This window comes from Streptomyces rugosispiralis (assembly GCF_024505145.1).
Taxonomy (GTDB): Bacteria; Actinomycetota; Actinomycetes; order Streptomycetales; family Streptomycetaceae; genus Streptomyces; species Streptomyces rugosispiralis.
In genome coordinates, this window is record NZ_JANIAA010000028.1 from 1 (window position 1) to 25,258 (window position 25,258).

Consider the following 25,258-nt stretch of genomic DNA (forward strand, 5'->3'; position numbering starts at 1 on the left):
TGGACCACACCGACTGCCGCGTCATCCGCGTCACCGTCACCCGCCCCGCGCCCGACGTGGTCCGCATCGCCGTCGTGGACAAGTGCCGCACGCTGCCCGTGCCGCGCACTGCCGGGTCCGACGACGAGCGGGGACGGGGCCTCGCCGTGGTGGAGGAGTGCGCCTGGCGATGGGGGGCCGATCGGTTGCCCTGGGGAAAGCGGGTGTGGGGCGAGTTGCGATGTGGGATCGACGGGTGAGGCCCATGGGACCGGGGCCGGGTAGGCCGCCAATGACACCGAGGGGAGCGTGTGAATGAACCGATCCCGATCCGTTGGGGCAGAGACGTGGCAGGTCGGGCCTGTCCCGGGCCGTGGTCTGTGCCACGCGCGGGATGGCCACCTGGCGCTGCCGCTTCAGGTCGTCCGCTCCGGGCAGCACGTCGCCCTTGCCTCGCTGGTGCTGACGGTCCCGAGGCGGAGCAACTGCACGCGGCTCTGTGTTACGCGCTGGGTGCTCGGCCCCCTCCTGCGGACGCACCAGAGTGCCGTGAACCGGTCCGCTACCCCGGAGGCCGACAGCGGTACTGAGGCCCGGCTCAACCTGGGTGGGTCGTACGCACGACTACCGAGGAACCAAAGCCGGACCACCCCCGCGCGGGCAGGAAACTGAGGTGATATCGCGCCGAATCCGCGGCCATGTGCAGGTGCGCGGGGCCTGGCGGGGCTCCGTCGTCTATGGAGTGCCCCGCTAGGAACAGGAAGGACAATGCGACCACCGGCAGCCGCGCCCCGCGACTCAGCCGACCAGGGGGACGGCGCTGCCGTCCTTGGCGATGACCACACGCAGCCTGTGCCTGTCATGCGCGGCGCCGCCCCGAGAGGCGGCGCGACGTTGAACCGGCTCTCACGCCCGTCTCTGAAAGGAAGGGAACACCATGGATGTGCCAACCAGCCCTGCCGGTATCGAACTCGACGAACTCGGCAAGTTCTTCGCCCTCTACGCCGAACGCCAGTCACGCGGCGATAACCGTGTAATGCCGATGTTCTCCGCCCGCATCGATGCCGCATGGCACGACCTGGCAACCGACCCGGTCGGCTTGGCCTCGTTCTGCCGCCGTCACGCGGGCGCTCCCATCGGCCACGTGCCGGTCAGGGGGGCGGGTCGCGTGGACTGGGTTGACGAGTACACCGCCCGTTTCGGCGCTCTTCCCGCTGTGTGGTTCGCCGACGCTTCCGGTGGGATCGACACGGAGACCCTCAGCCGGTACGAACGCACCGGGACCGTGGTCACCAACTGGGACTGCTCGCCGGTGCCGAGCGGCGGCGAGGGCGACGAGGAGGTCGCGACGCCGACTGGGACCGCGGCCGCGCGACGGCCATGACCACGTCGGCAGCAGCGCCTCGGCGGACCCAATCCGCCAGGGCCCTGCCCTCACCTCCTCTGCTGAGCCAGGTGAGCGTCGGCGACGCCGCGGCGGTGGGCCTCGGGCCGTACATGGATGCCGTAGCCGGGAACTGCCCGTATCTGACTCCGGCGACGCGGACCGGGCAGACCCGGTGGATGCGCTACCGGTCGACTGCGGGCAACGACCTGGAGACCATCGCGTCCGAGGTGTTCGCCATCGCCGTGGAAGTCGCCGAGGACGTGCGGGCGCGCCGAGCGGCAGGTGCTCGACTGGCATGCGCCGTGATCGCGGTCGAACTCGCACCGCACCTGGGCCAACGTGTGCTGACCTGGCCGCACTGGGTTCTCAAGGCCGCCTATGGTCCGGTCGGCGTCGTGGCGGGTAAGTTCTGGCCGGAGCAGAGGGCAACCGACTGCACGGGACGGCCGGTGGTTCCGCCACCGCTTCCGCTCCTCGCAGTGCGCGCTGCGGTGCCCACCGTGGATGCCCGGCTTCTGCCCCGCACGCCACGCCTGGCCACCGTTGTCGCGCAGGCCCAAGACGATGGCCGGGACGTCTTCGCCGTGGCCGGCGGGCTGAGCGATGATCTTGATGTGACATGGTCGCGAGTGCGGTCCTGGGCGGCTCATCAGCTCGAGGGAGAGGTACCCCATGACGGATGAGAGAGCGCCGTGGGTGGCTCCCGTAAGGGCCCTGGCCGCATATCTGGCCGAGCGTGGTGAACTGATCACCGGGGCCCGGAGAGTTTCCGACCGGCGTGGGTCGAGGGCGTGGCAGGTAGTGGCGGCCAACGGCCAGTACGCGCTGAAAGCCAACGCCGAAGGGGGCCATGCGGAGCGCGACAAGCGCGCAGAACTCGATCGGGAGGCGCGCGTCATCGCCGAACTCGATCGTCTGGCAGCCATCTCGTCCGGCTACCTGGTCGGGGCTGGGCACTGGGAGGCGGGTCGCTGGCTGGCGCTGACCTGGGCTCCGGGCGCCCCCATGTGGAACGCCCTCGCCCCGGCTCGGCGCGACGCCGGCCCAGACACTCGCCGCCTCCTCATCACATGTGCCCGGTCGATGGCGAGTGCCGGAGCCGCCCTCCACACCACCGGCTGGGCCCATGCCGACATCCAGCCCACTAACACGCTGGTCACCGAGGACGGAACGGCAACGCTGATCGACTATGCGTTGGCGTGCGGTCCTGTGACTCCCGGTCGGCCGGATCTGGAGACCGGTCGCGTGCCGTACCGGGGAGCTCTCACGCACACCACCGCCCCGGAGATCGCCCAGGCCGTGCTGGACACTTCCGAGACCGAGCACATCCCCGTCACAGCGGCATCCGATGTATGGGCGCTGGGCGCGTCGCTGTTCTGGTGCTGGACGGGGCGGCGGCCCGTGCCCTATCACGAGCCGAACGGTCCGCGGCAAGGAAAGTTGCGGGATATCGCCGAGGGCGTCACCCATGATCTCGCCTTGGTGCGACCGTGGCCGTTCCCGGCGTTCGAAGAGGCCCTGATGGCCTGTCTGCACCCGGATCCGCACAAGCGGCCCACGTCCGGTGAACTGGCAGCCCTCCTCGAAGGAATGGCCCCGTGAGGCCTCGGCGTGCCACGAGCGCCGACGCACGGGAGCTCGTACGGTTGCGGCACGTCATGTTCACCAGTCTGGGGCCGGCGCCCTCGGACGACACGTGGATGCGAAGGTGCCTGGGTGCCTTCGCGGAGCGGCTGGAGCATGATTCGTCGCTCGCGGTGTTCGTGATCGGTGTCTCCGGCTCCGGCCCACTGCTGTCCTGTGCCGTTGGCGAATACACAAGACGCCTCCCCAGTCCTCGATCAACCGCCGCCAACGTAGGACACGTGCACTCCGTGATCACCGACCCCTCGCACCGGCGCAACGGCCACGGGCGGGCCTGTCTGATCGCCCTCTTGCAGTGGCTCGCCGAGCACGACTGCTCACACGTACAGCTCCGTGCCTCGGCCGAAGGGCACGCGCTCTACGAACAGCTCGGCTTCAACGCCGTGAACGACGCACACATGGTGTGGATGCCGCCCACAGCGCAACCTCGGGCGGGCTCGGACAGTGGCCATCGAGCGGAGCCGGGCGCGGGGTAGCGCCGGACGCGGTCCACGGCAGCCCCATTGAGCGGCCGGTGAGTCGGACCGAGGGCTGAGGTGCCCTCGACCGGAGCCGCATCACGGGCTCGCCCGTGGGCGAGGTCGTTTCGAGCCGTCGGGCCGATGTGCCGGCCGCGCCGCACGGACAGGCTCGTTCACGTGCCGAGACAACCCGGATCCGACACGGGCTCGTCGGGCTCGTCGCCATGGTGTCCGGTGGCTGGGCACACATCCGCAAGGAACTGGCGCCCCCGTGTCCCTCTCAGGAGAACTTCAGATGCGTAGAAAAGCCTTGTCCCTCGCCGTCGCAGCCACTGCGGTGGCTGCGACCGCGGTGGCTGCGACCGCGATGCCGGGGGTGTCGGTGGCGGCGACGCCGGACACCGTGCGGTGGGGCCCGTGCCCGGAGAAGGCCGACTCACCCCGTCTCCAGTGCTCGACGCTCGAAGTCCCGCTGGACTACCGCGAACCCGACGGCCGGCGGATAGAGATCGCGATCTCCCGGCTGGCGAGCAAGAAGCCGTCGCAGCGCCGCGGCGTGCTGCTGACCAATCCGGGCGGCCCCGGCGGCACGGGACTCGACTACCCGGCCCTTCTCGCCGCCTCAAAGCTGCCGCGGAAGGTGCTGGACTCCTACGACCTGATCGGCTTCGACCCGCGCGGTGTCGGCCGCAGCACGCCGGTGACCTGCGATCTCACGCAGGAGCAGCAGTACCGCGGCAACTTCCCGCCGTACGCGCACACCGCGGCCGATGTCGCGCGGGAGGCGGGGAACGCGCGGACCATCGCCGAGCAGTGCGCTACCTCGAAGACGGCGGAAATGCTGCCGCACACCACCACCGCGAACACCGCGCGCGACATGGACCGGATCCGGTCGGCACTGGGTGAGCCGAAACTCTCGTACCTCGGTCATTCCTACGGCTCCTACCTCGGCGCGGTGTACACGACGATGTTCCCGACCCGCAGCGACCGGGTCGTGCTCGACAGCAACCTGGGTCCCGGCGGTTACGACGTCACGGCCATGCGGTTGTTCGCCCGTGGACTGGAGGACCGGTTCCCGGACTTCGCGGCGTTCGTGGCCACGCACCCCGAGTACGGCCTGGGCACCACACCGGAGCAGGTGACCGCGAAGTTCTACGATCTCGCGGAGCGGTTGGAGACGAAGCCGGTCCAGGGCATCGACGGCAACGCGTTCCGCGGGTTCACGTTCGACCGTCTCTACTCCGATGCGCTCATGCCCCAGCTGGCCGAGTTCTGGCAGGCGCTCGACACGGACCGGCCGGTGCCGTCCACTCCGCCGTTGCCCAACCTCGAGAACCTCATGTCCGCGCGTTTCTCTGTGATATGCGGTGATACGCGCTGGCCGGGGACGGTCCGGGAGTATCAGCGCAATGTCGCGGTCGACCGGCAGAAATACCCGATGCTGGGCGGGTCCACGGCCGGGATCGGACCGTGCGCGTTCTGGCCGGACAAGCGGGTCGAGCCGCCGGTGCGCATCGGCGACCGGGGCCCGTCGAACGTGCTCATGGCACAGAACGAGCGCGACCCGGGGACGCCGCTGGCCGGCGCCCAGAAGCTGCGGCGGGCGTTCGGGAAGCGGGCCACGATGGTGACGGCCGACCAGGGCGGACACGGGGTCTATCCGTTCGGCGCCAATACGTGCGCGAACGAGGCGGTGACGGCATTCCTGACCCACGGGCAGCGCCCGTCGCGGGACCTCGCCTGCGCGGCGGAACCCAGCAAGTAACAGGAGCAGAACGAATCCTGCGCCGGCTGACCGCACCCGGCCGCCCAACCCCGAAGGCCACGAGTGGAAAAGGGAGCGTGCTGGACCTTCCTTCCCCTCGTGAGGAAGGTCCGGCAAACTCTGCGCCACGTTGTCCTAATGCGCTATCACGCGCATTAAGTAACGGGTGTCACACTAGCGAGGGGCGTGTACGCCGTGCAATGGGTTACCGGGCGTTCGGCGCCCGGGGGTCGTGAAGATCTGGTGCTCACGAGGGTGGAGGGGCCGTAGAGTCGGCGCGTCATGACAGAGCGACCACCGCATGGGTCGACTCGCCCGGGAGGGCGTACGGCCCGGACTCGGGCCGCCGTGTTGGCGGCCGCGTACGAGGAGCTCGACCGCGACTCGTTCGCCGCGCTCACCCTTGACCGGCTCGCGCGGCGGTCGGGGGTGCATGTGTCGACCATCCGGCGGCGCTGGCGGACGGTGGAGGGGGTGGTCGTCGACCTGCTGGCCGAGCGCAGTTCGACGCTGCCCACCCCGGACACCGGGGACTTTCGGCGGGATCTGAGTCAACTCACCCAGGCCATCGCGGACTTCAACAACGCCATGCGCAACCGCAATGTCATGCAGGGGCTGATCGCGGCCGCCGCGCATGACACCAGGGTCGAGGAGATCCTCCGTAACGCGTTCGTACGGCGGACCGAGGAGGTGACCCTGATCGTGCGGAACGCGGTCGAGCGGGGAGACATCCCCGAGGGGACCGACGCGTGGGAGGTCATCGCCTCGCTGGGAGCGCCGCTCTACTACCGGGTGCTCATCCTGCGCGGGGCCATCGACGAGCGGCTGGTGCACACCACCGTCGAGGTGACGTATCAGGCGGCCCGGTCCGGGGTGTTCGTACGGCAGGGGTGATGGCGCCCCCATCACAGGGGCGCCATCGTCGGCGGTCAGGAGGACGCGCCGCGTGCCTTGAGCATGTCGGCCATCAGCTGGATCTCCGACTGCTGGCCCTGGACCATCGTCCGGGCCAGATGCTTCTCGGTCGAGTCCTTGACCAGCTCGACCGCGCCCTTCGCCATCTCGACGCCGCCCTTGTGATGGGCGGTCATCAGCTTCAGGTAGAGCACCTCGGCCGCCTTGCCCTTGGCCTTGCGCAACTCGTCGAGCTGGCTGTTGGTGGCCATGCCCGGCATGAGCGAGCCGTCGTGCGGCTTGTACGTGGAGCCCATGCCGGAGCCCATGCCCTTCATCGAGCCGTGGTCCATGCCCGCCATGCCGTCCGACGACATGTGCTTCATCCACGTCATCGGCGGGTCCTCGGACATCTTGTCCAGCCCCCACATGTCCAGCCAGCCCTGCAACATCCCGGCCTGGGTGGCCTGGGTGCTCGCGATGTCGAACGCCAGCCGCCGCACCTCGTCGTCGCTCGTGCGGTCGCGCACGATGAACGACATCTCCACGGCCTGCTGATGGTGGACCGACATGTCGCGGGCGAATCCGGCCTCGGCCGAGGTGTCCTTCGGCGTCCCCGTATCGGTCGAGCCCTCCGAGCGGTCGCTCGTCAGCCACAGCACCGCCACCGCCACCAGCGTCAGCAGGGCGAGGGCGGCGGCGATCCCCGCCACCAGCGGCTGGCGGGAGGCGCGGCCGACGGCGGTCCCGTCGCTCACGAAGTCTTCCCGTTGGTGCAGTAGGCGCCGGGCTCGGGCGTCTGCTTGCCCTGGACGAACTTCTTGAAGAAGTCGGCCACCCGCGGGTCGGATGCCTTCTCGACGTCGAGCTGATTGCCCCAGGCGTTGAGGACGATCGGCGCGTCCTGCTCCTGGTAGGGGCTCATCAGCGAGTACGGGGTCTTCTTGACCCGCTCCGAGAGGGTGGCGATGTCCTCCTTCGACGCCTTGTCGGTGTACGTCACCCACACCGCGCCGTGCTCCAGCGAGTGCACCGCGTTCTCCTTGGTCAGCGGCTTGGTGTAGACATCGCCGTTGCAGTTCTGCCAGACCTGGTTGTGGTTTCCGCCGACCGGCGGCGACATCGCGTACTTCACCGTGCCCTGGACATGCGTCCGGCCCAGGTTCTTCCAGGTCTTCATGCCCTTGAACTCGCCGGTCCGCACGACCGACGAGGTGACCTCGGCCGCCTTCTCCTCCTTCTTGTCGCTCGCGTCGACGAGGAAGTAGCCCCCGACGGCCAGTCCGGCGACGATCACCGTGACCGAGGTGATGGTGATGATCCGGTACCGGCGCTCGCGGGCCTTCTCGGCGCGGCGCAACTCCTCTATCTTCGCGCGGCGGTCGGCCGCCGCGCCCTTCGTCTTCGATCCCTTGGAGCCCATGGCTGTCCTCAACCTCGCAGTTCGCGCAATTCGCGCAGTTCGCACACTGGATGGGTGGAGCGGTGCATCGCGGTGACCGGCGTCGGCCTAGGTCCGAAGTACTTGGAGTTGATGGAGGCCGAGGGCGCGGACGGGGTGGTCCGGCGGCGCTCGGGCGGAGTCCGGGTCCCGGGGGCCGTCGGGCGGCGGAACCTCGGCGAGGGTGGGCGGGGGCACGGGCGTGGGCACCAGGGCCTGGACCACGCCCCGGGGGCCCGCGACACAGTCGTCGCTTCCGGACCCCGAGCCGGTGGTGTCGGACGGGCGGTGCCCCGGAGCCGGATACGCGACCGGCTCCTCGTGCGGCTGGGCCGACGCGGTCTCCGCCAGGCGGTGCGGGCACCCCGTCGACAGGGCGTGGTGGGCGGCGGCGGGATGGACGCACGAGGGCGCCACCCATATCGCCGCGGCGAGCAGCAGCACGGCACGGCAGAGGGCAGAAGGCACGGTGCCGCGCACCGGGTCCCTCCGTATGTGGCCTATGTGGCCCCTCCGTATGCGGGCCTCTCCTCCGCGCTGCCCTCTGCCCATCGCGCCAGATCGTAACCACTGCGACTGTCGCGACTGAATGGGTGCATGGCGGAACGCGGCAAACGCCTGGTGACGGCCCGGTGCCGGCCGCGCCGCCACCTCCGGCGTCCGGATGTCTGGTGGACGCCCATCAGGAGGCGCCCATCAGGAGGCGCGTATCAGAGCGCGTATCAGTAGACGCCCATCAGGAGGCGCGTATCAGTAGACGCCCTCGATCACGACCTCGTCGTCGAACATCGCCACCGGCCCCACATCCGCCACCGAGTCCCCGACCCCGCCCTCCGGCGGCGGGACGCGGATCGCCAGATCGCGTTCGAGGTTGTTGGGCAGCAGGGCGGACTTGCTGACGTGGTTCATCACCACCTGGCCGCGCTCGCCGTACGGCACCGGCCGCCCGCTCGCGGGGTCCACCACCGAGAAGGTGACGAGCGGCGTACGCGGATCGAAGACACACGCCTCGTCCGGGCCGAGCCCCAGCCGCTCGGTGGCGCCGCCGAGGATCATGGTGTTGCCGTAGGTGCCGTAGAGCTCACAGCCGGGGAAGACCTCGGTGCGCAGCAGATCGCGGGTGTCGGCGTCCATATGGGCGCCGCCCCACATGATGCCCTTGACCTTCTCGCTGATCAGCTCGACGAGGTCGTCGTGCCGGGCCAGCCGCTCCAGCAGTGGCGGGGTGGTCATCAGCACCCCGATGTCCTGGGTGCGCAGGACGTACGCCGCCTGCTCCACCAGATGGTTCACATAGGCGTCGGTCTCCTCGGCCTTCCCGGTGGAGATCAGCTTCTTCACCCACCGCGGATCCATGTCGACACGGAACATCAGCCCGCCGTGCCGGGCGGCCGTGCCCGCGACCATCTCGCCGACCATATGGGGGCCGCTGGGGGCGATGGCGAGCCAGTCCACCCCGCGCGGGATGCCGAGCCCGTCGAGGTCGGCGCTGAGCCCGTGGGTGAGGCGGTCCAGCCAGTCGCGCAGACACACGATCCGCTTGGGCGCGCCGGTGGTGCCGCCGCTTTCGAAGACCCCGACGATCCGGGCGTCGGCGCCGTAGCCCTGGGGGATCAGATCGCGCACCGGCACCTCGCGCAACTCGCCGGTGACATTGGGGAAGAGCGCGAGATCGGCGACGCCCTTGATGTCCCGCCGGGGATCGAAGTCCAGCGTCTCCGCCCTCCGCAGCCAGAACGGGGAGCCGGTGTCCGGGCCGAAGTGCCACTCCATGGCGGCGCGGATGTACTCATCGGGGTCGGGGCGCTCGTCGAAGGGGATGTCGAGCACCGAAAGGGAAGCTGTCGGCACGGGATGCTCCTCGCGGATGGCGGCAGGTACGGGGGTGGCGGCAGGGGCGCGGACTCATCGGGTCAGCCGCGGATGACGGCCTTCGTACGCATCAGGAACTCACCGAGATACGCGTCGTGCGGGATGCCCGGGGCGATCCAGTGGGTGGGGTGGTCGCCGATGTAGAGGTTCTTGATGGACGGCTCGGCGAGCAGTCCGTCCAGCAGCGCCTCGTCCCCGGTGATCGCCGTGACCACCAGGCTGTCCCGGAGCGCGGCGACGCCCGCCTCCCGCGTCCAGGGGGCCACCCAGACACAGGGGAACGACAGCTCCACGCCCAGCCGCGCGTCCCGCGGATCGTCGAGCTGGAAGACGGCGGGGCGGAGGGCGGCGCTGCCGTCGCCGAGGTCGTCCACCACGCCGTCGCCGCCCAGCCAGGCCCGAGCGCCCGCGGCCTTGCCGAGCAGCAGGCGCTCGAAGCCGCGCGCGACCTCGAGCGGATGGACCGGCAGCACCGCCTTCTCGTCCTGCGGCGGCAGGCTGGGGAGCGCGGCGAGCCGCTCCGCCAGCGCCTCGGCGACCGGCGCCGGATCGCCCTCGACGAGGACGGCGGTGGCGTTGACGCACGCGGTGCCGCCGTGGCGGGCGATCGAGTCGACCACGACATCGAGGTGGTCGCGCCACTCCCGGTCGGCGGTGATCAGGATCTTGGAGCGGCCGGGCCCGTTGGGCAGCACCGCCGGATCGGTGGCGTAGCGGTCGATGACCTCCTGCCCGCCGTAGACCATGGAGAGGTCCGCGCCGTGCAGGATCTCGCCCGCCGCGTCGTGGTCGGTGGGCAGCAGCACCACCTGATCCGTCCCGAACCCCGCCTCGCGCAACGCGCCGACCAGCCGGTACGGGGTGAGCGGCTCACGGCGGGAGGGCCGTACGGCCACCCGGTAACCCAGCGCCAGCGCCTCCAGCCACAGGGCGTGCACGGCCGGGTGGTTGCCGGCGGCGTGCACCGCGAAGACATCGCCGCGCCGGGTCCACACCGCGGTGCCGCTCCGGGCGTACGGATCGCGCCAGTCGCCCACCGCCCCCACCGGGCGGGCCGCCTGGACGCTGCGGTGCGCCTCGGTGGCGCTGAGCCGTATCGCCTCCACGGCGATCCGCACATTGGCGAGCGGGGTGCCCGACATCCGGCACACCGCGTCCTCGTACGCCGCTGCCGGCATCCCGGCCACGGTGCCGGTGGCGAACAGCTCCCCGGCCCGCTTCAGCGCGGCCAGCCGCTCCTCCAGGGGCAGGGTATCGGCGGCGCGCAGCGCGGCCAGCGCCCGGGTGACGAACAGCCGGGGCACCAGGGAGAGTTCGGCCATCGGCGCGCCGGTGACATCGTTGACGGTGAGCCGGTGGCGGGAGCGGTAAGGCCCCTTGGGGCCCAGCGCGTCCAGGTCATCGAGGGCGTCCAGGGCAACCGGGGCGTCCAGGGCATCCGGGGCGGTGGTGGGCTGGGACACGCTGGCTCCTTCGCGGGCGCGGGACACACCGGCTCCTGGGCGGGCGCGGCGGGAAAAGGGTGAACCAGGCCAATCCCACGGCGCGGACGGGACGGAGTCAATTGGCCCAAAGGCCATGCCCCGCCCTCTGGAACGGCCCGCGCGCACGGCGGGGCACGTACCATGCCGGGCCGGAGGTGGTCCGGACATGGCAGGCACGGGCAGCGGTCGCGTCCTGGTGACGGATGACGACGCGGCCATCCGGCGGTCCCTGGAGCGCGGGCTGCGGCTCAACGGGTTCGCCGTGACCCTCGCGGACGGCGGCCACGCCGCGCTGGCCGCGCTGCGCGACGGGGCGCCCGATGTAGTGGTCCTGGACATCTCCATGCCCGACCTGAGTGGGATCGAGGTGTGCCGCGGCCTGCGCGCGGACGGCAATGACGTGCCCGTGCTGATGCTGTCGGCGCTCGACGAGGTGGCCGACCGGGTGGCCGGGCTCCAGGCCGGGGGCGACGACTATCTCGTCAAGCCCTTCGCCCTCCAGGAGCTGGTGCTGCGGCTGCACGCGCTGCTGCGCCGCCGTCCGCCCGCCGCCACCGACCGGGTGCGGGCCGGTGCGCTGGAGATGGTGCCGGAGTCCCGGGAGGCGCGGCTGGACGGGGTGGAGCTGCGGCTCACCCGGCGCGAGTTCGAGCTGCTGGACGTGTTCGCCCGCAACGCCGGGATCGTGCTCACCCGCGATCAGCTGCTGGATCGCGTCTGGGGCTACGACTTCGACGTTCGTACGGATGCCGTGGACACCTTCGTCAGCTATCTGCGCCGCAAGCTGGAGGCGGGCGGCCGCCCGCGGATGCTGCACACGGTGCGCGGCGTGGGGTTCGTCCTGCGGCCGGGCGAGGGCTCGTAGCTCCGTAGCCCTGTCCCACAGAGTTTCCACAAAGAAGGTTCCTAGGTTTCCCCCAGCCCGGGACGGCCCGGCCCCTCCCCGGCCTCGGCACCGGGCGCCTCCCCGGGCGCGAAGGCGCCGAAGGGAGCGGGGGACGGTTCGAAGGGGGCGGGGGACGGTTCGAAGGGGGCGGGGGACGGTTCGAAGGGAGCGGGGGACGGCTCCCGGGGGCTGTGCAAGCGCGCCAAGAAGATCGACAAGCGGCTGGAGCGGCTGGACCGGGCGCTGAAGCGGCTAAGGGCCCGGCGACCGTCCGCGGGTCGGTGGCCCGGCTGACGAAGCGGGTCGAGCGGGCGAAGCGGGCGGACCACACCGAGGTCCAGACGTTCCTCAACCACAAGCGCACCTTCCGCAGGTCGCTGGACCCGTCACCTCAGACGATCGTGACCGGGGCGATCAGCCCCGCGGTGGATCCGGCCGGTACGGGGTTGGCCTCGGCGCTGACCAGATCGCCGTTCTCCATGACCCCGGAGCCGCTGACGTCCACATGGACCCGCAGCCCGTAGTTGTCCCCCGGGACCAGCTCCCCGGGGACGGTGACACTGAACGGGACGTGGCCGCCCGGGCTCAGTGGCACATCGGTGAGGACCTGCGCGGCCACGATCGACTCGGGGGTGTCGGAGCGGGACACGTTGCGCACCTCCACCACCACCCGCGCCGCCCGCCCGGCGGGGGCGTCGGGGGGCAGGGTCACGATGCCGCTGAGGACACTGCTCATTCCGAGATGGATTCCCCCGGGGGCGGAGGTCTTGTTCCGCCATCCGGGTGGTGCGGAGCGGTATGGAGCGGTGCGGGCGGTATGGAGCGGTGTGGAGCGTTTGTGGAAGACGCCGTCAGTCCGCGCAGGGGCGGCCGTTCAGGGTGAAGGAGCCGGGCGGCCGGTTGCCGTCGCGCCGGCTGCCGAGGAAGCCCATGGAGAGGGAGCCACCGGCCTTGACCCGCTTGTTGTAGTCGGCCGGGGTGGCGGTCACCTTCGAGCCGTGCTGGGTGAACTCCCCGTCCCACATCTGCGTCACCCGCTGGGAGTCGTGGAAGGTCCAGGTGACCCGCCAGTCATTGAGGGATTCGCGGGAGGTGAGGGTGACGGCGGCCTGGAAGCCGTCGGGCCATTCGTTGACCACCTGGAAACGGGCCGTGCAGTCGGCGTCGCCGCCGGGCCTCCGGTGGCCGGAGGGCGGTTTGCCGCCGTGGCCGGACGTGGAGCCGGAGCCGGAGCCGGAGTCGCCCTTGGAGGACGAGGCGGACGGGGCGGACGGGGCGGGGGAGCGCCCGTGCTTCTCCTCGTGCCCCTTGCCGGAGCCCTTCCCGTCCTTCCCGTCCTTCCCCTCCTCGCTCTTGGAGGGGCTGGGGGAGGCGGGGGCGCCGGGGTTGTACGGCGAGGAGGTGGCGGGGCCCAGACTGCCGGGGGTCACCTCGGGGCCCGTGGAACCGCCGGTGCGGTTGTCGGAGTCGGCGGCGGTTCTGGTCATCGCGACCAGTGCGGCGAGGGCGACGACGGCTATCACCGCCAGGATGACCGTCGTACGGGCTCTGCGTAAGCGGCGGCGGGCGGCGCGGCCCCGGACGACCCGGTGCCCCCCGGAGCGAGCCCCGCTCGTGCCGCCCGCACCGGCTCTGCCGCCCGCACCGGCTCTGCCCTCCACGCCGCCGGCTCTGCCCTCCACACCACCGGCGGGTCTGCTCCGCCGCGCCCCGATCGTGTCCAGGACCCGGTCGCGCAGCCGCTCCCACAGCGGCGCGCGGACCGCGTGCGCGGTGGGCGCGGCGGCGCGGGCGCTCGGCGCGGCGCCCGGGGTCCGCTCGGCGAGCGCGCGGCGCCGCTTGAGGTAGAGGTGCGCGCCCCAGCCGATGACCCCGCCCGCCAGCGCGCCGGGCAGCCCGGCGCCGTCCACGTACATGCAGGTGGCGGCGTCCCGGCAGGTGCGGCAACGGGCGAGGTGTTGCCACAGGTCGGCGGGTGAGGGGGAGTCGGGCGCCCGGGTGGCGGCGTCCAGCAGCTTGGCGTAGCTGCGGCACTCCTCGTCGGTGAGGGTGTCCACATGGGCGCGCTGACACCGTTCGCGGAAGGCCGCGCGGACCCGGGCGATCTCATCGGTGGCGTAGTCGGGGTCGTACCCCAGCTGCCGGGCCACCGCCTCGGTGGACCGCGCCTCCACCTCGACGAGCCACAGCAGTTCCCCGTCCGCCTCCGGCAGGTCCCGCAACGCGCGCAGGGCGAGCGGCTGGTCGCGGGGCGGTGCGGCGAACCGGGCGGCGAGGTCGGAGGCCAGCCAGGTCCGCAGCTCGGGGTTGAGCCGGTCCCCGTGCCGGTGGGCGTCCCAGTCGGCGGCGGTCTTCCGTACGGAGGTCAGAAAGAGCGGAAGCCACGGGAGGCGCTTGCCGAAGCCCCGGGTGCGGCGGTTGCGGGTCTCCCGGATCCCCCGCCGGAACGCCTCGGTGGCGAGCCGCATCCCGTCTTCCGGGGTGGTGGTGCACAGCTCCGCGTAATCGGCGACCGCGTCCCAGTACGCGCCCAGCAACGCCGTGGCGGAGGCCGCGCCATCGACATCTTCGCCGGGCGCCTCGGCGACCCCACGGCGCGTCGGGGAGCCGTCCCCGGGCGATTCCCTGGGAGATGAGTGGTCGGGCATGGAGGCAATTCCTCACTCACGAACAGCGGCGCCCCCGCCGGGGGCAACCCTCTCACAAACGGGCCGCGGGGTGGTCAGCCAACAGCACAGCGGTGCCTCGGAGTTGGGGATTCCCCTTACGGGGCGCGCCGAGCCTTTCACGCCGGTGACCTGGCTGACAAGAGACGAAGAGCAGTCCCCGTTTTGGATTACGAGCCACCTGACAAGCCGTGGGAACCGGCCGAACCAACGTGAATAGTAGTCAGGTTCGCTGTCGCGTGCGACACAATGGCCACACCCGCAAAAGGTATAGACCGCACAGTTCGCACTGTGAACTCCTGTGCGTTCTCGGTGAGTTCCGGTGGGCGGATCCCCTCGTGCCGAGGACTGTACGGTGTGACATTGTACTGCTACCTTGAAAGGGTAAAGGGACAGTGGCCTGGTCCCCTCCCCCAGGAGGTTCCGCATGCCTGATTTCTCCGCGCCCTGGCGTGGCGTTCATGTCGCCACGGCGCTTCCGTTCCATGACGATGACGAGTTGTCGGTCGACTACGAGGGTTACGCCGCCCATGTGCGGTTTCTCGCCGAGCACGGCTGTGACGGGGTCTGCCCCAATGGGTCGTTGGGGGAGTACCAGACCCTGACGGACGAGGAGCGGGCCCGGGTGGTGCGGGTGGCGGTGGAGGCCGCGCCCGAGGGGTTCGGGGTGATGCCGGGGGTGGCGGCGTACGGGGCGGTGGAGAGCCGGCGGTGGGCGGAGCAGGCGGGGGAGGCCGGGGCGCGGGCGGTGCTGGCGCTGCCGCCGAACAGCTACCGCGCCGAGCGGGAGGCCGTGGTCGGCCACTACCGCGAGGTGGCGCGGGCCGGGCTGCCGGTGGTGGCGTACAACAACCCCCATGACACCAAGGTCGATCTCACCCCGGAGCTCCTGGCCGAGCTGCACGGGGAGGGGCTGATCGTCGCGGTCAAGGAGTTCAGCGGGGATGTCCGGCGGGCGTACGAGATCGCCGAGCGCGCCCCCGGTCTTGATCTGCTGATCGGCGCCGATGACGTGCTGCTGGAGCTGGGGCTCGCCGGGGCCGTGGGGTGGATCGCCGGGTATCCGAACGCGATTCCCGACGCCACCGTGGAGCTGTACCGGCTCGCCACCTCGGGCTCCGGCGCGGATCTGGAGAAGGCGCTGCCGCTGTACCGCGCGCTGCATCCGCTGCTGCGCTGGGACTCCAGGACCGAGTTCGTCCAGGCCATCAAGGTGTCCATGGACCTGGCCGGGCTGCGTGGCGGAGCCTGCCGCCCGCCGCGTTCGCGGCTGGCCGGGGAGATGGCGGCCCGCGTCGTCCGGGAGACCGAGACGGTGCTCGCGCTGGGGTACCGGTGAGGGCCGTGCCGGTGGCCGCGCAGGCGAGGGCCGTGCCGGTGGGGGCCGTGCAGGCGAGGGCCGTGACGGTCGGGGCCGTGCAGGCGAGGGCCGTGACGGTCGGGGTTTCCGTGCCGGTGAGGGCCGGGATACGGGGCAGGGGGCGCCGATGAGGTCGCGGCGGGTGTTCCACACCGTGGAGTCCCACACCGAGGGCATGCCCACCCGGGTGGTCACCGGCGGCGTGGGCACGCTCCCCGGCGCGACCATGGCCGAGCGCCGGCAGTGGTTCATCGAGCACCGTGACGATCTGCGCACCCTGCTGATGTACGAGCCGCGCGGCCACTCCGCGATGAGCGGCGCCATCCTCCAGCCGCCGACCCGGCCGGACGCGGATCACGGCGTGCTCTTCATCGAGGTGTCCGGGGTGCTGCCCATGTGCGGCCACGGCACCATCGGGGTGGCCACCGTGCTGGTCGAGACCGGGATGGTCGAGGTGCGGGAGCCGGTCACCACCATCCGCCTGGACACCCCGGCGGGGCTGGTGGTCGCGGAGGTCGCCGTGCGCGACGGGGCCGCCACCTCGGTGACGATCCGGAACGTGGCCGCGTTCTCCCTGGCCACCGACCGTACGGTGCGGGTGCCCGGCTTCGGCGAGGTGCGCTACGACATCGCCTTCGGCGGCAACTTCTACGCCATCGTGGAGCTGGACGCCCTCGGGCTGCCCTTCGAGCGGGCGGCCGGGCAGGAGCTGCTGTCCGCCGGGCTGAAGATCATGGACGCGGTGAACGAACAGGATCCGCCGCACCACCCCGAGCGGCCCGACATCACCGGCTGCCGCCATGTCTACCTCCAGGCCCCGGGCTCGACGGCGCGCCACTCCCGCCACGCCATGGCCATCCGTCCGGGCTGGTTCGACCGCTCCCCCTGCGGGACCGGCACCTCCGCGCGGATGGCGCAGCTGTACGCACGCGGTGAGCTGGGCCTCGGCGAGGAGTTCGTGAACGAGTCGTTCATCGGGACGCGGTTCATCGGGCGGCTGGTGGAGGAGACCACGGTGGCGGGGCTGCCCGCCGTCGTGCCCTCGATCACGGGGCGGGCGTGGGTCACCGGCACCGCCCAGTTCCATCTCGACCCCGAGGATCCGTTCCCGGCCGGGTTTCAGGTGTAGAGAGGGGAGAACGGTGGTGGATGGGATATGACCGGGTCCGCTCCCCGGGGCCGCGGCTCCAGCCTCGAGCCGCTCGGCAGGCGCGAAAGCCTGCGCGACCGGGTCAGGAACGCCCTGCGCGCGGGCATCATCTCCGGTGAACTCGCCCCCGGCGCCGTTTACTCGGCGCCCGCCCTCGGCGCCCGCTTCGACGTCTCCCCCACGCCCGTCCGCGAGGCGATGCTCGACCTGGTGAAGGAGGGGCTGGTGGTCTCGGTGCCCAACAAGGGGTTCCGGGTCACCGAGGTCTCCGAGCGGGACCTGGACGATCTGGCGTCCATCCGCCTGCTCATCGAGCCGCCCACCGTACGGGAGGCCGTCCCCCGTATCCCGCCCGGGGAGCTGCCCGCGCTGCGGGAGCTGGCCCAGGCCATCGTGGACGCGGCCGAACGCGGTGACCTCATCGGCTATATCGAGGCCGACCGGGTCTTCCACCTCACCCTGCTCGGCCATGCCGGGAACCGGCGCCTGGTGGACGTGGTCTCCGAACTCCGCTCCCAGACCCGGCTGCTGGGGCTCATTCCGCTGCTGGAGAGCGGACGGCTCGGCCAGTCGGCGGCCGAGCACCACGCGCTTCTCGACCTCGTGGAGGCGGGGGACGCGGAGGAGGCCGAGGCCATGACGCATCGCCATATCGGCCATGTGCGCGGGCTGTGGGCCGGTGGCCCATGACTCGCGGCGGAATCGACTCGACACAGCAGGACTTCTCGAAACACCAGGACTTCTCGACACACCAGGACTTGCCGAAGACCGCCGACCTCGTCGTCGTCGGCGCCGGAGTCGTCGGCGCGGCCGCCGCCTGGTTCGCCACCCTCGCCGGGCTGCGGGTCGTGGTGGTCGACCGGGGCGCCATCGCGGGCGGCACCTCGGGCGCGGGCGAGGGGAACGTCCTGGTCTCGGACAAGGAGCCGGGCCCGGAGCTGGAGCTCGCGCGGTACTCGCGGCAGGTGTGGGGCGAGGACCTGGGCCCGTACGGCGAGCGGTGGGAGTTCGAGCGGAAGGGCGGGCTGGTGGTGGCCTCCACGCCCGCCGCACTGGGCGCGCTGCGGACGCTGGCCGAGCGGCAGCGGGCTCGCGGTGTCGTCGTACGGGAGGTGTCCGGGGCCGAACTCCCGGCACTCGAACCACGGCTGACCCGCGAGGCCGCCGGGGGCGCGCTGTATCCGCAGGACGCCCAGGTGCAGCCCATGCTGGCGGCGGCCCACCTGCTGCGGCTCGCGCGGCAGCGCGGGGCGGTGGTGCGGACGGGGACGGAGGTGGTGGGGTTCCTGGGGCCGGGAGGACGTACGGGCTCACCGGCCACCTCGAGGGGAGGGCGTACGGGTGCCCCGGCCCCCGCGGGGCGAGCGGACGCGGGCGCTCCGGGAGGACGGGACGCGGGCGCTCCGGGAGGACGGGACGCGGGCGCCCCGGTCACCGGCGTACGGACACCCCACGGCACCGTCAGCGCCCCCGCCGTCCTCAACGCGGCGGGCACCTGGGCCGGTGCGGTGGCCGGGCTCGCGGGCGTCGAGCTGCCGGTGCTGCCACGCCGGGGCTTCGTCCTCGTCACCGAACCGCTGCCGCCCGCGACCGTACGGCACAAGGTCTACGCGGCCGACTACGTGGACGCCGTGGCCAGTTCGGACGCGGAGCTCCAGGCGTCGCCGGTCGTGGAGGGCACGGGCGGCGGCACGGTGCTGATCGGCTCCACCCGGGAGCGGGTCGGCTTCGACCGGCGGCCGTCCCCCGCCGCCGTACGGGCGCTGGCCCGGGGCGCGATCGGGCTGTTCCCGATGCTGGCGTCGGTGCGGGCGATGCGCGTGTACGCGGGCTTCCGGCCGTACTGCCCCGACCATCTGCCGGTCATCGGCCCCGACCCGCGCGCCCCCGGGCTGTGGCACGCCTGCGGCCACGAGGGCGCGGGGATCGGCCTCGCGGCCGGGACGGGGAAGCTGATCGCGCAGGCGCTGACGGGGGAGGCGACGGATCTGGACCTGACGCCGTTCGCCCCCGAACGGTTCGAGGAGGGTGGTGCGGATGAGTCACGCGGGGAGTGAGGAGCGCACGGGGCCGTCGCCCTACCGGCTGACCTTCGACGGTACGACGGTCACCGCGCGGCCCGGCCAGAGCGTGGGCGCGGCGCTGGTGGCCGCCGGGATCGTGGCCTGGCGGACCACACGGCGCGCGGGCGGACCGCGCGGGCTGTTCTGCGGGATCGGGGTCTGCTTCGACTGTCTGATCACCGTGGACGGGCGCCCGGGACAGCGGGCCTGCCTGGTCCCGGCGCGGGACGGGATGCGGCTGTCGACGGAAGGCGATCGCGAGGGTGAGGGCGGCGATGGGGACTGATCTGCCGACGTACGACGTAGCCGTCGTGGGCGCGGGGCCCGCCGGGCTCGCCGCCGCCGTCGGGGCCGCCGAGGCAGGCCTCGACGTGGTGCTCATCGACGCCGGGCGGCTGCCCGGCGGCCAGTACTGGCGCCACGACGAGCACTCGAGGCCCCCTCGCCACCAGCACGGGCGGCTCTTCACCCGCCTCCGCGCCCGGCTGCGCCACCAGCGCCACCTCGGCCGCCTCCACTACCTTCCCGGCCATCAGGTCTGGCTGATCGACCGCCCCCGCCCGGACAGCGGGCCGTTCACGCTGCGCCTGAACGGTCCGTACGAGACGGCCCCCGTCGAGCGGGACCTGGTGCGGGCCGGTGCGCTGGTGCTCTGCTGCGGCGCGTACGACCGCCAACTGCCGGTCCCCGGCTGGGAGCTGCCCGGGGTGATGGCGGCCGGAGGCGTCCAGGCACTGCTGAAGGGGCACCGGGCGGTGGCGGGGCGGCGCGCGGTGGTCGCGGGCACGGGCCCGTTCCTGCTGCCGGTCGCGACGGGCCTGGCGCAGGCGGGGGTGCGCGTCCTCGCCGTATGCGAGGCCAACCCGGCGCATGGCTGGCTGCGCCACCTGGACGGGGCGGTGCGGGCGCCCGCCAAGTCCGCCGAGGCGGTGCGGTACGCGGCGCTGCTGGCCCGCCACCGCATCCCGTACCGGACCAGGACCACGGTGACCGAGATCCTGGGCGAGGACCGGGTGCGCGCGGTGCGGCTCGACGGCGGCGAGGTGCTCGAGGCCGATCTGGTGGCGCTGGGCTGGGGGTTCACCCCCGCCCTCGAACTGCCGCTGATGGTCGGCGCCGCCACCCGGCGCGACCTCGACGGCTCCCTCGTCGTCGCGGTCGACGCCCGGCAGCGCACCACCGTCCCGGACGTCCTGGCCGCGGGGGAGACCGCGGGCGTGGGCGGTGCCGCGTTGGCCGTCGCCGAGGGGCGGCTGGCCGCCCTGTCGCTGGCGGCGGCGCACGGGCTGCCGGTGGATCCGCGCGCCGTACGACGGCTGCGCACCGCGATCCGCCACGGCCGGGCGTTCGCCGCCGCGCTACACCGCACGTACCCCGTGCCCGACGGGTGGACCGAGCGGCTGACCGAGCGCACGGTGGTCTGCCGCTGCGAGGAGGTCACGTACGGGGAGCTGTGCCGCGCCCGTACCGAACTCGGCGCCGAGGACCCCCGCACCATGAAGCTCCTGGCCCGCCCGGGGATGGGCTGGTGCCAGGGCCGGATCTGCGGTTTCGCGGTCGCCGCCGTCACCGCGTCGCTGACCGGCCGCCCGGCCACGGCGGAGGATCTGCGGCCGCTCTCGGCACGGCCGTTCGCGGCGCCGGTGACGCTGGGGGAGCTGGCGGAGCTGGGGGACGACGCGGACGAGGAGTCCTAGCGCTCGCGGGCGCCTGCCCCCTGTCGCTCGCGCAGATGCCAGCCTCCGTACCCGAATCGTTGGACGGATACCACCTGATCGACATGTACCGCCTCGCAGATGCGGCGCTACCATCGGCGGATGCATACGTACCGGATCGGTGAGGCCGCGGCCCTGATGGGGGTCAGCGTCGACACCCTGCGGCGCTGGGTCGACAGCGGACGGCTGTCCGCCGAACGGGACGAGCAGGGGCGCCGGATCATCCCGGGCCCGGCGCTCGCCGCGTTCGCCCGCGAGGTCGCCAGCGGCACGGACCGCGATCACCCCGGCTCCTCGGCCCGCAATCGCTTCTCGGGGATCGTCACCGAGGTGATCCTCGGCGATGTGTCCGCGCAGGTGGAGATCCAGGCGGGCCCGTTCCGCGTGGTGTCCATGATCAGCCGCGAGTCGGCGGAGGAGCTGAAGCTGGAGCCGGGCGTTCCGGCCGTCGCCGTGATCAAGTCGACCAACGTGGTCGTGGAAACGCCGTGAACATGCGCGCCGAGGGCGGCACAGACACAGGCAGCGGCAGACCCAGTGGCAGAGGCGGCACAGGCGGCACAGGCGGCAGCCGCGGGAGCCGCAGCAGCCGGCAGCAGCCGCAGTAGTCGCAGAGAGGGAGAGACAGACCCCATGACGACCCGTTCCGTATCCGGTTCCGGATCCCGATCCCGATCCCGTTGGACGCTCCAGGTGGTGGGCGGTCTCGCGCTCGCCGCGCTGACGCTCACCGCCTGCTCCTCCGGTGACTCCGGTGACTCCGCCAAGAAGTCCGCCTCTGGTTCCTCCTCCGAGAAGCTGTCCGGCACGGTGACCGTGTTCGCGGCGGCCTCGCTGAAGGAGAGCTTCACCGCGCTGGGCAAGACGTTCGAGAAGGAGCACCCCGGCACCAAGGTCGCCTTCAACTTCGGTGGCAGCGACGCCCTCGCGGCCAGCATCACCTCCGGCGCGCCCGCCGATGTCTTCGCCGCCGCGAGCCCGAAGACCATGAAGACCGTCACCGACGCCAAGGACGCGAAGGGCACCCCGACCACCTTCGTCCGCAACCAGCTCGAGATCGCGACCCTCCCGGGCAACCCGAAGAAGATCAAGACGCTCAAGGACCTCACCCACTCCGGGCTGAAGGTCGCGCTGTGCGCCAAGGAGGTGCCGTGCGGTTCGGCGGCGCAGAAGGCGCTGACCGCGGCCAAGCTCAAGCTCACCCCGGTCTCGTACGAGCAGGACGTCAAGGGCGCGCTGACCAAGGTGCAGTTGAAGGAGGTGGACGCCTCCGTCGTCTACAAGACGGATGTGAAGGCGGCGGGCGGCAAGGTCGCGGGCGTGGAGTTCCCCGAGTCGAAGCAGGCCATCAACGACTATCCGATCGCCCCGCTGAAGAACGCCCGGAACGCGGAGGGGGCCACGGCCTTCATCGACCTGGTGAAGTCGGCACAGGGCCAGAAGGTGCTCGGCCAGGCCGGTTTCCTCAAGCCGTGACGGAGCGGAACGCCGGGGCGGAGCCGAAGACCGTGACGGAGCCAGCGGGGGCAACCGGCCCCCCGGAGGTTCTGGGCAGCGGCACACGGCGACGGCGCCCCGGTACCCCCCGCCTCCGCGCGGGCGGTACCCCCCGCCTCCGCGCGGGCGTCCCGCTGCCGCTCCTGCTGCCCGCCCTCGCCGGCCTGGTCTTCCTGGTGCTTCCGCTGGTCGCGCTGCTGGTCCGCGCGCCCTGGCGGAGCCTGCCCGACCAGCTGACCAGCGTCGCGGTGTGGCAGGCGCTGCGCCTCTCGCTGATCACCGCGACCGCCGCCACCGCCGTGGCGCTGGTCCTGGGCGTGCCCCTGGCCTGGCTGCTGGCCCGCGCCCACTTCCCCGGCCGCCGGCTGCTGCGCGCCCTGGTGACCCTGCCGCTGGTGCTGCCGCCGGTGGTCGGCGGTGTGGCGCTGCTGCTCGCGCTGGGCCGTAACGGGATCGTGGGCCGCTGGCTGGACTCGGCGTTCGGCGTGACCCTGCCGTTCACCACGGCGGGGGTGGTGGTCGCGGAGGCGTTCGTGGCGATGCCGTTCCTCGTGATCAGCGTCGAGGGCACGCTGCGGGCCGCCGATCCGCGCTACGAGGAGGCCGCCACGACCCTCGGCGCCTCGCGCTTCACCGCGTTCCGGCGCGTCACCCTGCCGATGGTCGCGCCGGGCGTGGCGGCCGGGGCGGTGCTGGCCTGGGCGCGGGCGCTGGGCGAGTTCGGCGCCACGATCACCTTCGCGGGCAACTTCCCCGGCCGTACGCAGACGATGCCGCTGTCGGTCTATCTCGCGCTGCAGAGCGACCCGGCCGCCGCCATCGCGCTCAGCCTCGTCCTTCTCGCCGTCTCCATCGCGGTCCTGGCCGGGCTGCGCGACCGCTGGATGGCCGCCTCATGACGAATACGGACACCTCCCGCACCGAGGAGGCCGCGCTGCGCACCGACGGCCTCGACGCCCGGCTCGTCGTGGACCGGGGCGGCTTCCGGCTCGACCTGCGGCTGACCGCCGCGCCCGGCGAGGTGGTCGCGCTGCTCGGGCCGAACGGCGCGGGCAAGACGACCGCGCTGCGCGCCCTGGCCGGGCTCACCCCGCTCACCGAGGGTGCGCTGCGGCTGGACGGCCGGACCCTGGAGGAGCCGTCGCACCGGCTGCGGACGCCGCCCGAACACCGCCCGGTCGGCGTTGTCTTCCAGGACTATCTGCTCTTCCCGCACCTCACCGCGCTGGACAACGTGGCGTTCGGCCCGCGCTGCCAAGGGGTGCCCAAGGCGGAGGCCCGCGCGCAGGCGGCCGAGTGGCTGGACCGGATGGGCCTGGCCGACCGCGCGGGCGCCAAACCCCGCGCCCTCTCCGGCGGCCAGGCCCAGCGCGTCGCCCTCGCCCGCGCCCTGGCCACCCGCCCCCGGCTGCTCCTGCTGGACGAGCCACTGGCCGCACTGGACGCCCGCACCCGTCTCGACGTACGCGCCGGACTCCGCCGCCATCTGGCCGACTTCGAGGCGGTGGCGGTCCTGGTCACCCATGATCCGCTGGACGCGATGGTGCTGGCCGACCGGCTCGTGGTGGTCGAGGACGGCCGTATCGTCCAGGAGGGCGCCTCGGCGGACATCTCCCGCCGCCCTCGCACCGACTACATCGCCAGCCTCGTCGGCCTCAACCTCTACCAGGGCCGCGCCGACGGCCACACCGTGACGCTCGACGGCGGCACCACCATCACCACCACCGAGGACCTCACCGGCCCCGCCTTCGTCGTCTTCCCACCCGCCGCGGTCACCCTCCACCGCGACCGCCCCGACTCCAGCGCCCGCAACCTGTGGCGGCTGGAGGTGACCGGCCTGGAGTCCCACGGCGACCAGATCCGCGTCGACCTCACCGGCGAACTCCCCCTCCTGGCCGACCTCACGACGGCGGCGGTAGCCGAACTGTCCCTCCACCCGGGCCGCACTGTCTGGGCCACCCTCAAGGCAACCCAGACCCACGCATACCCGGCGTGAGCAACTCCGCACAGCGGGCCCAAGGCTGCGGACGATGCTCCACACACGGGAGGCGTGGGCCCTGGCGTGCATGGACCGGCCATCCGGTTTCCGACGTGCGACCGGACAGGTTGCCGAGGCGCTCAGTGACGCCGGACGACCCGACGGCGAGCCCTACTGGATCGGCTACTTCGACGATGCCGAACTCGCCGGGGCCACCGGCGGCAGGCTCCTGGACATGGCCCGCGCAGACCCGCGCCGCTACGCCGACCAAGCCGCCGACCACATCCGTACTGCCCTGGACCGGCGCGGCCCGGAGGCTGGACGTGGCCACGCTCTGGACTGGATCGGACTGGCTGAGTGCGCGTTCCTGCTCGGCGACATCAGCAGCGCCGCCGACTACTCCCGTCGCGCTGTAGCGGTCGCGTCTGATCTGCTCTCCGGGCGCGTGCGCGCACAGTTGGCGCAGCTGTACCCGTACACGGTGCGGGACGGCGTGCCCCGGGGATGGCGGTGTGGGACGGGCGGCCGCCCTCCGGCAAGGGCGGTGGTACGGCGGATGCGGTGGGGCAGGCGCGTGAGGCGGGCGTACCCGTCGACGTCGTCTGGCCGGACGGGGTTTCGCGCCGGGCGTGACCGCCTACCCGTCGGCTGAGGGCCGTCCCGCTCGCCCGACGGGCCGCGTACGCCGGGGGTGCCGCATGGGTCGGGTGCGGTGCATGGGCCGGGTGCGGTGCATGGGCCGGGTGCGGCGCCGTCTCGCGCGCTTCGCGCGATTGAGCAGCGGGGCAGGGGGCGGGGGGCGTGGGTCGACCGCCGACCGCCGGGCCGGTGGGAGTGACCGCCGGTGGCGGCAGCGGCGCCCGGGGGGCGAGGCCCGTCGCCGGACCGGCGGACTCCGTATCCACTGCGACGCTGGACCACCCATCAGCCGCGCCTGGACGGTCCACCGTCGCACTCGACGCCGTAGGGGGGTACCTCTCCCGAAAACCCTTGACAAGGTAGTTGCTTCAGATCAA

The 25,258-nt window shown here is 72.3% G+C and carries 26 protein-coding genes; 19 read left to right on the plus strand and 7 right to left on the minus strand.

The genetic code is table 11. The annotated features are described in order from the left end of the window. From NP777_RS31500 to NP777_RS31530, 7 genes are all read left to right on the plus strand, one after another. Positions 1-239, plus strand: a 239-nt coding sequence (locus NP777_RS31500) for an ATP-binding protein (RefSeq protein ID WP_256653569.1), incomplete at its 5' end; no start/stop codon positions are given. 677 nt (positions 240-916) lie between these two features. Then, a complete protein-coding gene (locus NP777_RS31505) occupies positions 917-1,363 on the plus strand; it encodes a hypothetical protein (RefSeq protein WP_256653570.1) in 447 nt (148 codons plus the stop codon). Positions 1,364-1,434: 71 nt separating this feature from the next. Then, positions 1,435-2,049 carry a hypothetical protein gene (locus tag NP777_RS31510; protein WP_256653571.1) on the plus strand — a complete coding sequence of 205 codons (615 nt, stop codon included), beginning with the start codon at positions 1,435-1,437 and terminating at the stop codon, positions 2,047-2,049. 118 nt (positions 2,050-2,167) lie between these two features. Next, entirely contained in the window at positions 2,168-2,968 is an 801-nt protein-coding gene (locus tag NP777_RS31515; RefSeq protein ID WP_256653572.1) for a protein kinase domain-containing protein, read from the plus strand. Between the two features lie 98 nt (positions 2,969-3,066). After that, a complete protein-coding gene (locus NP777_RS31520; protein WP_256653573.1) occupies positions 3,067-3,486 on the plus strand; it encodes a GNAT family N-acetyltransferase in 420 nt (139 codons plus the stop codon). 280 nt (positions 3,487-3,766) lie between these two features. Continuing rightward, positions 3,767-5,236, plus strand: a complete 1,470-nt coding sequence (locus tag NP777_RS31525) for an alpha/beta hydrolase (protein WP_256653574.1) — start codon at positions 3,767-3,769, stop codon at positions 5,234-5,236. A 348-nt stretch (positions 5,237-5,584) separates the two neighbouring features. Next, complete coding sequence (locus NP777_RS31530; protein ID WP_256653575.1) at positions 5,585-6,130, plus strand: TetR-like C-terminal domain-containing protein; 546 nt, start codon at positions 5,585-5,587, stop codon at positions 6,128-6,130. Positions 6,131-6,165: 35 nt separating this feature from the next. Here NP777_RS31530 and NP777_RS31535 read toward each other — a convergent pair whose 3' ends face one another. The 5 genes from NP777_RS31535 to NP777_RS31555 form a co-directional block, all read right to left on the minus strand. Further along, on the minus strand, positions 6,166-6,888 hold the full coding sequence (locus tag NP777_RS31535) for a DUF305 domain-containing protein (protein ID WP_256653576.1): 723 nt from the start codon (positions 6,886-6,888) through the stop codon (positions 6,166-6,168). Continuing rightward, positions 6,885-7,553: a DUF3105 domain-containing protein gene (locus tag NP777_RS31540; protein ID WP_256653577.1), complete on the minus strand. Its 669-nt coding sequence runs from the start codon at positions 7,551-7,553 to the stop codon at positions 6,885-6,887. The genes NP777_RS31535 and NP777_RS31540 overlap by 4 nt, the downstream gene beginning before the upstream one ends. A gap of 87 nt (positions 7,554-7,640) precedes the next feature. Further along, positions 7,641-8,051: a hypothetical protein gene (locus NP777_RS31545; protein WP_256653578.1), complete on the minus strand. Its 411-nt coding sequence runs from the start codon at positions 8,049-8,051 to the stop codon at positions 7,641-7,643. A 270-nt stretch (positions 8,052-8,321) separates the two neighbouring features. Then, entirely contained in the window at positions 8,322-9,422 is a 1,101-nt protein-coding gene (locus NP777_RS31550) for an AMP-binding protein (protein WP_256653579.1), read from the minus strand. 62 nt (positions 9,423-9,484) lie between these two features. Further along, a complete protein-coding gene (locus NP777_RS31555) occupies positions 9,485-10,876 on the minus strand; it encodes an aldehyde dehydrogenase family protein (protein WP_391858615.1) in 1,392 nt (463 codons plus the stop codon). A 217-nt stretch (positions 10,877-11,093) separates the two neighbouring features. Between NP777_RS31555 and NP777_RS31560 the strand changes: the two genes are divergently transcribed. After that, positions 11,094-11,792, plus strand: coding sequence for a response regulator transcription factor (locus NP777_RS31560; RefSeq protein WP_256653580.1), 699 nt, complete (start codon positions 11,094-11,096; stop codon positions 11,790-11,792). Between the two features lie 412 nt (positions 11,793-12,204). Here the strand turns inward: NP777_RS31560 and NP777_RS31565 are convergent, their stop codons facing one another. Continuing rightward, complete coding sequence (locus tag NP777_RS31565; RefSeq protein ID WP_191066830.1) at positions 12,205-12,549, minus strand: hypothetical protein; 345 nt, start codon at positions 12,547-12,549, stop codon at positions 12,205-12,207. Between the two features lie 115 nt (positions 12,550-12,664). After that, complete coding sequence (locus NP777_RS31570) at positions 12,665-14,461, minus strand: cellulose-binding domain-containing protein (protein ID WP_256653581.1); 1,797 nt, start codon at positions 14,459-14,461, stop codon at positions 12,665-12,667. A 445-nt stretch (positions 14,462-14,906) separates the two neighbouring features. Here NP777_RS31570 and NP777_RS31575 point away from each other — a divergent pair, with 445 nt between their 5' ends. From NP777_RS31575 to NP777_RS31625, 11 genes are all read left to right on the plus strand, one after another. Continuing rightward, entirely contained in the window at positions 14,907-15,818 is a 912-nt protein-coding gene (locus NP777_RS31575) for a dihydrodipicolinate synthase family protein (protein WP_256653582.1), read from the plus strand. A 148-nt stretch (positions 15,819-15,966) separates the two neighbouring features. Further along, the gene (locus tag NP777_RS31580) at positions 15,967-16,968 is read left to right on the plus strand and encodes a proline racemase family protein (RefSeq protein ID WP_256653583.1); all 1,002 of its coding nucleotides are present in this window, start codon (positions 15,967-15,969) and stop codon (positions 16,966-16,968) included. Between the two features lie 27 nt (positions 16,969-16,995). After that, positions 16,996-17,679 (plus strand): GntR family transcriptional regulator, encoded by a 684-nt coding sequence (locus tag NP777_RS31585; RefSeq protein WP_256653584.1) that lies wholly within the window; start codon positions 16,996-16,998, stop codon positions 17,677-17,679. Further along, positions 17,676-19,046 (plus strand): NAD(P)/FAD-dependent oxidoreductase, encoded by a 1,371-nt coding sequence (locus NP777_RS31590; RefSeq protein WP_256653585.1) that lies wholly within the window; start codon positions 17,676-17,678, stop codon positions 19,044-19,046. The genes NP777_RS31585 and NP777_RS31590 overlap by 4 nt, the downstream gene beginning before the upstream one ends. After that, a complete protein-coding gene (locus NP777_RS31595) occupies positions 19,027-19,338 on the plus strand; it encodes a (2Fe-2S)-binding protein (protein ID WP_256653586.1) in 312 nt (103 codons plus the stop codon). Before NP777_RS31590 ends, NP777_RS31595 begins: the two co-directional genes overlap by 20 nt. Beyond that, positions 19,328-20,749: an FAD/NAD(P)-dependent oxidoreductase gene (locus NP777_RS31600; RefSeq protein ID WP_305890332.1), complete on the plus strand. Its 1,422-nt coding sequence runs from the start codon at positions 19,328-19,330 to the stop codon at positions 20,747-20,749. Before NP777_RS31595 ends, NP777_RS31600 begins: the two co-directional genes overlap by 11 nt. A gap of 120 nt (positions 20,750-20,869) precedes the next feature. Then, positions 20,870-21,259: a TOBE domain-containing protein gene (locus NP777_RS31605; protein ID WP_256653587.1), complete on the plus strand. Its 390-nt coding sequence runs from the start codon at positions 20,870-20,872 to the stop codon at positions 21,257-21,259. Between the two features lie 141 nt (positions 21,260-21,400). Next, positions 21,401-22,243 (plus strand): molybdate ABC transporter substrate-binding protein, encoded by an 843-nt coding sequence (gene modA / locus NP777_RS31610; RefSeq protein WP_256653588.1) that lies wholly within the window; start codon positions 21,401-21,403, stop codon positions 22,241-22,243. A gap of 71 nt (positions 22,244-22,314) precedes the next feature. Next, positions 22,315-23,163 carry an ABC transporter permease gene (locus NP777_RS31615; protein ID WP_256653670.1) on the plus strand — a complete coding sequence of 283 codons (849 nt, stop codon included), beginning with the start codon at positions 22,315-22,317 and terminating at the stop codon, positions 23,161-23,163. Next, complete coding sequence (locus NP777_RS31620) at positions 23,160-24,260, plus strand: ABC transporter ATP-binding protein (RefSeq protein WP_256653589.1); 1,101 nt, start codon at positions 23,160-23,162, stop codon at positions 24,258-24,260. Before NP777_RS31615 ends, NP777_RS31620 begins: the two co-directional genes overlap by 4 nt. 34 nt (positions 24,261-24,294) lie before the next feature. Continuing rightward, entirely contained in the window at positions 24,295-24,894 is a 600-nt protein-coding gene (locus tag NP777_RS31625; RefSeq protein WP_308405279.1) for a hypothetical protein, read from the plus strand. Positions 24,895-25,258: the final 364 nt, after the last annotated feature.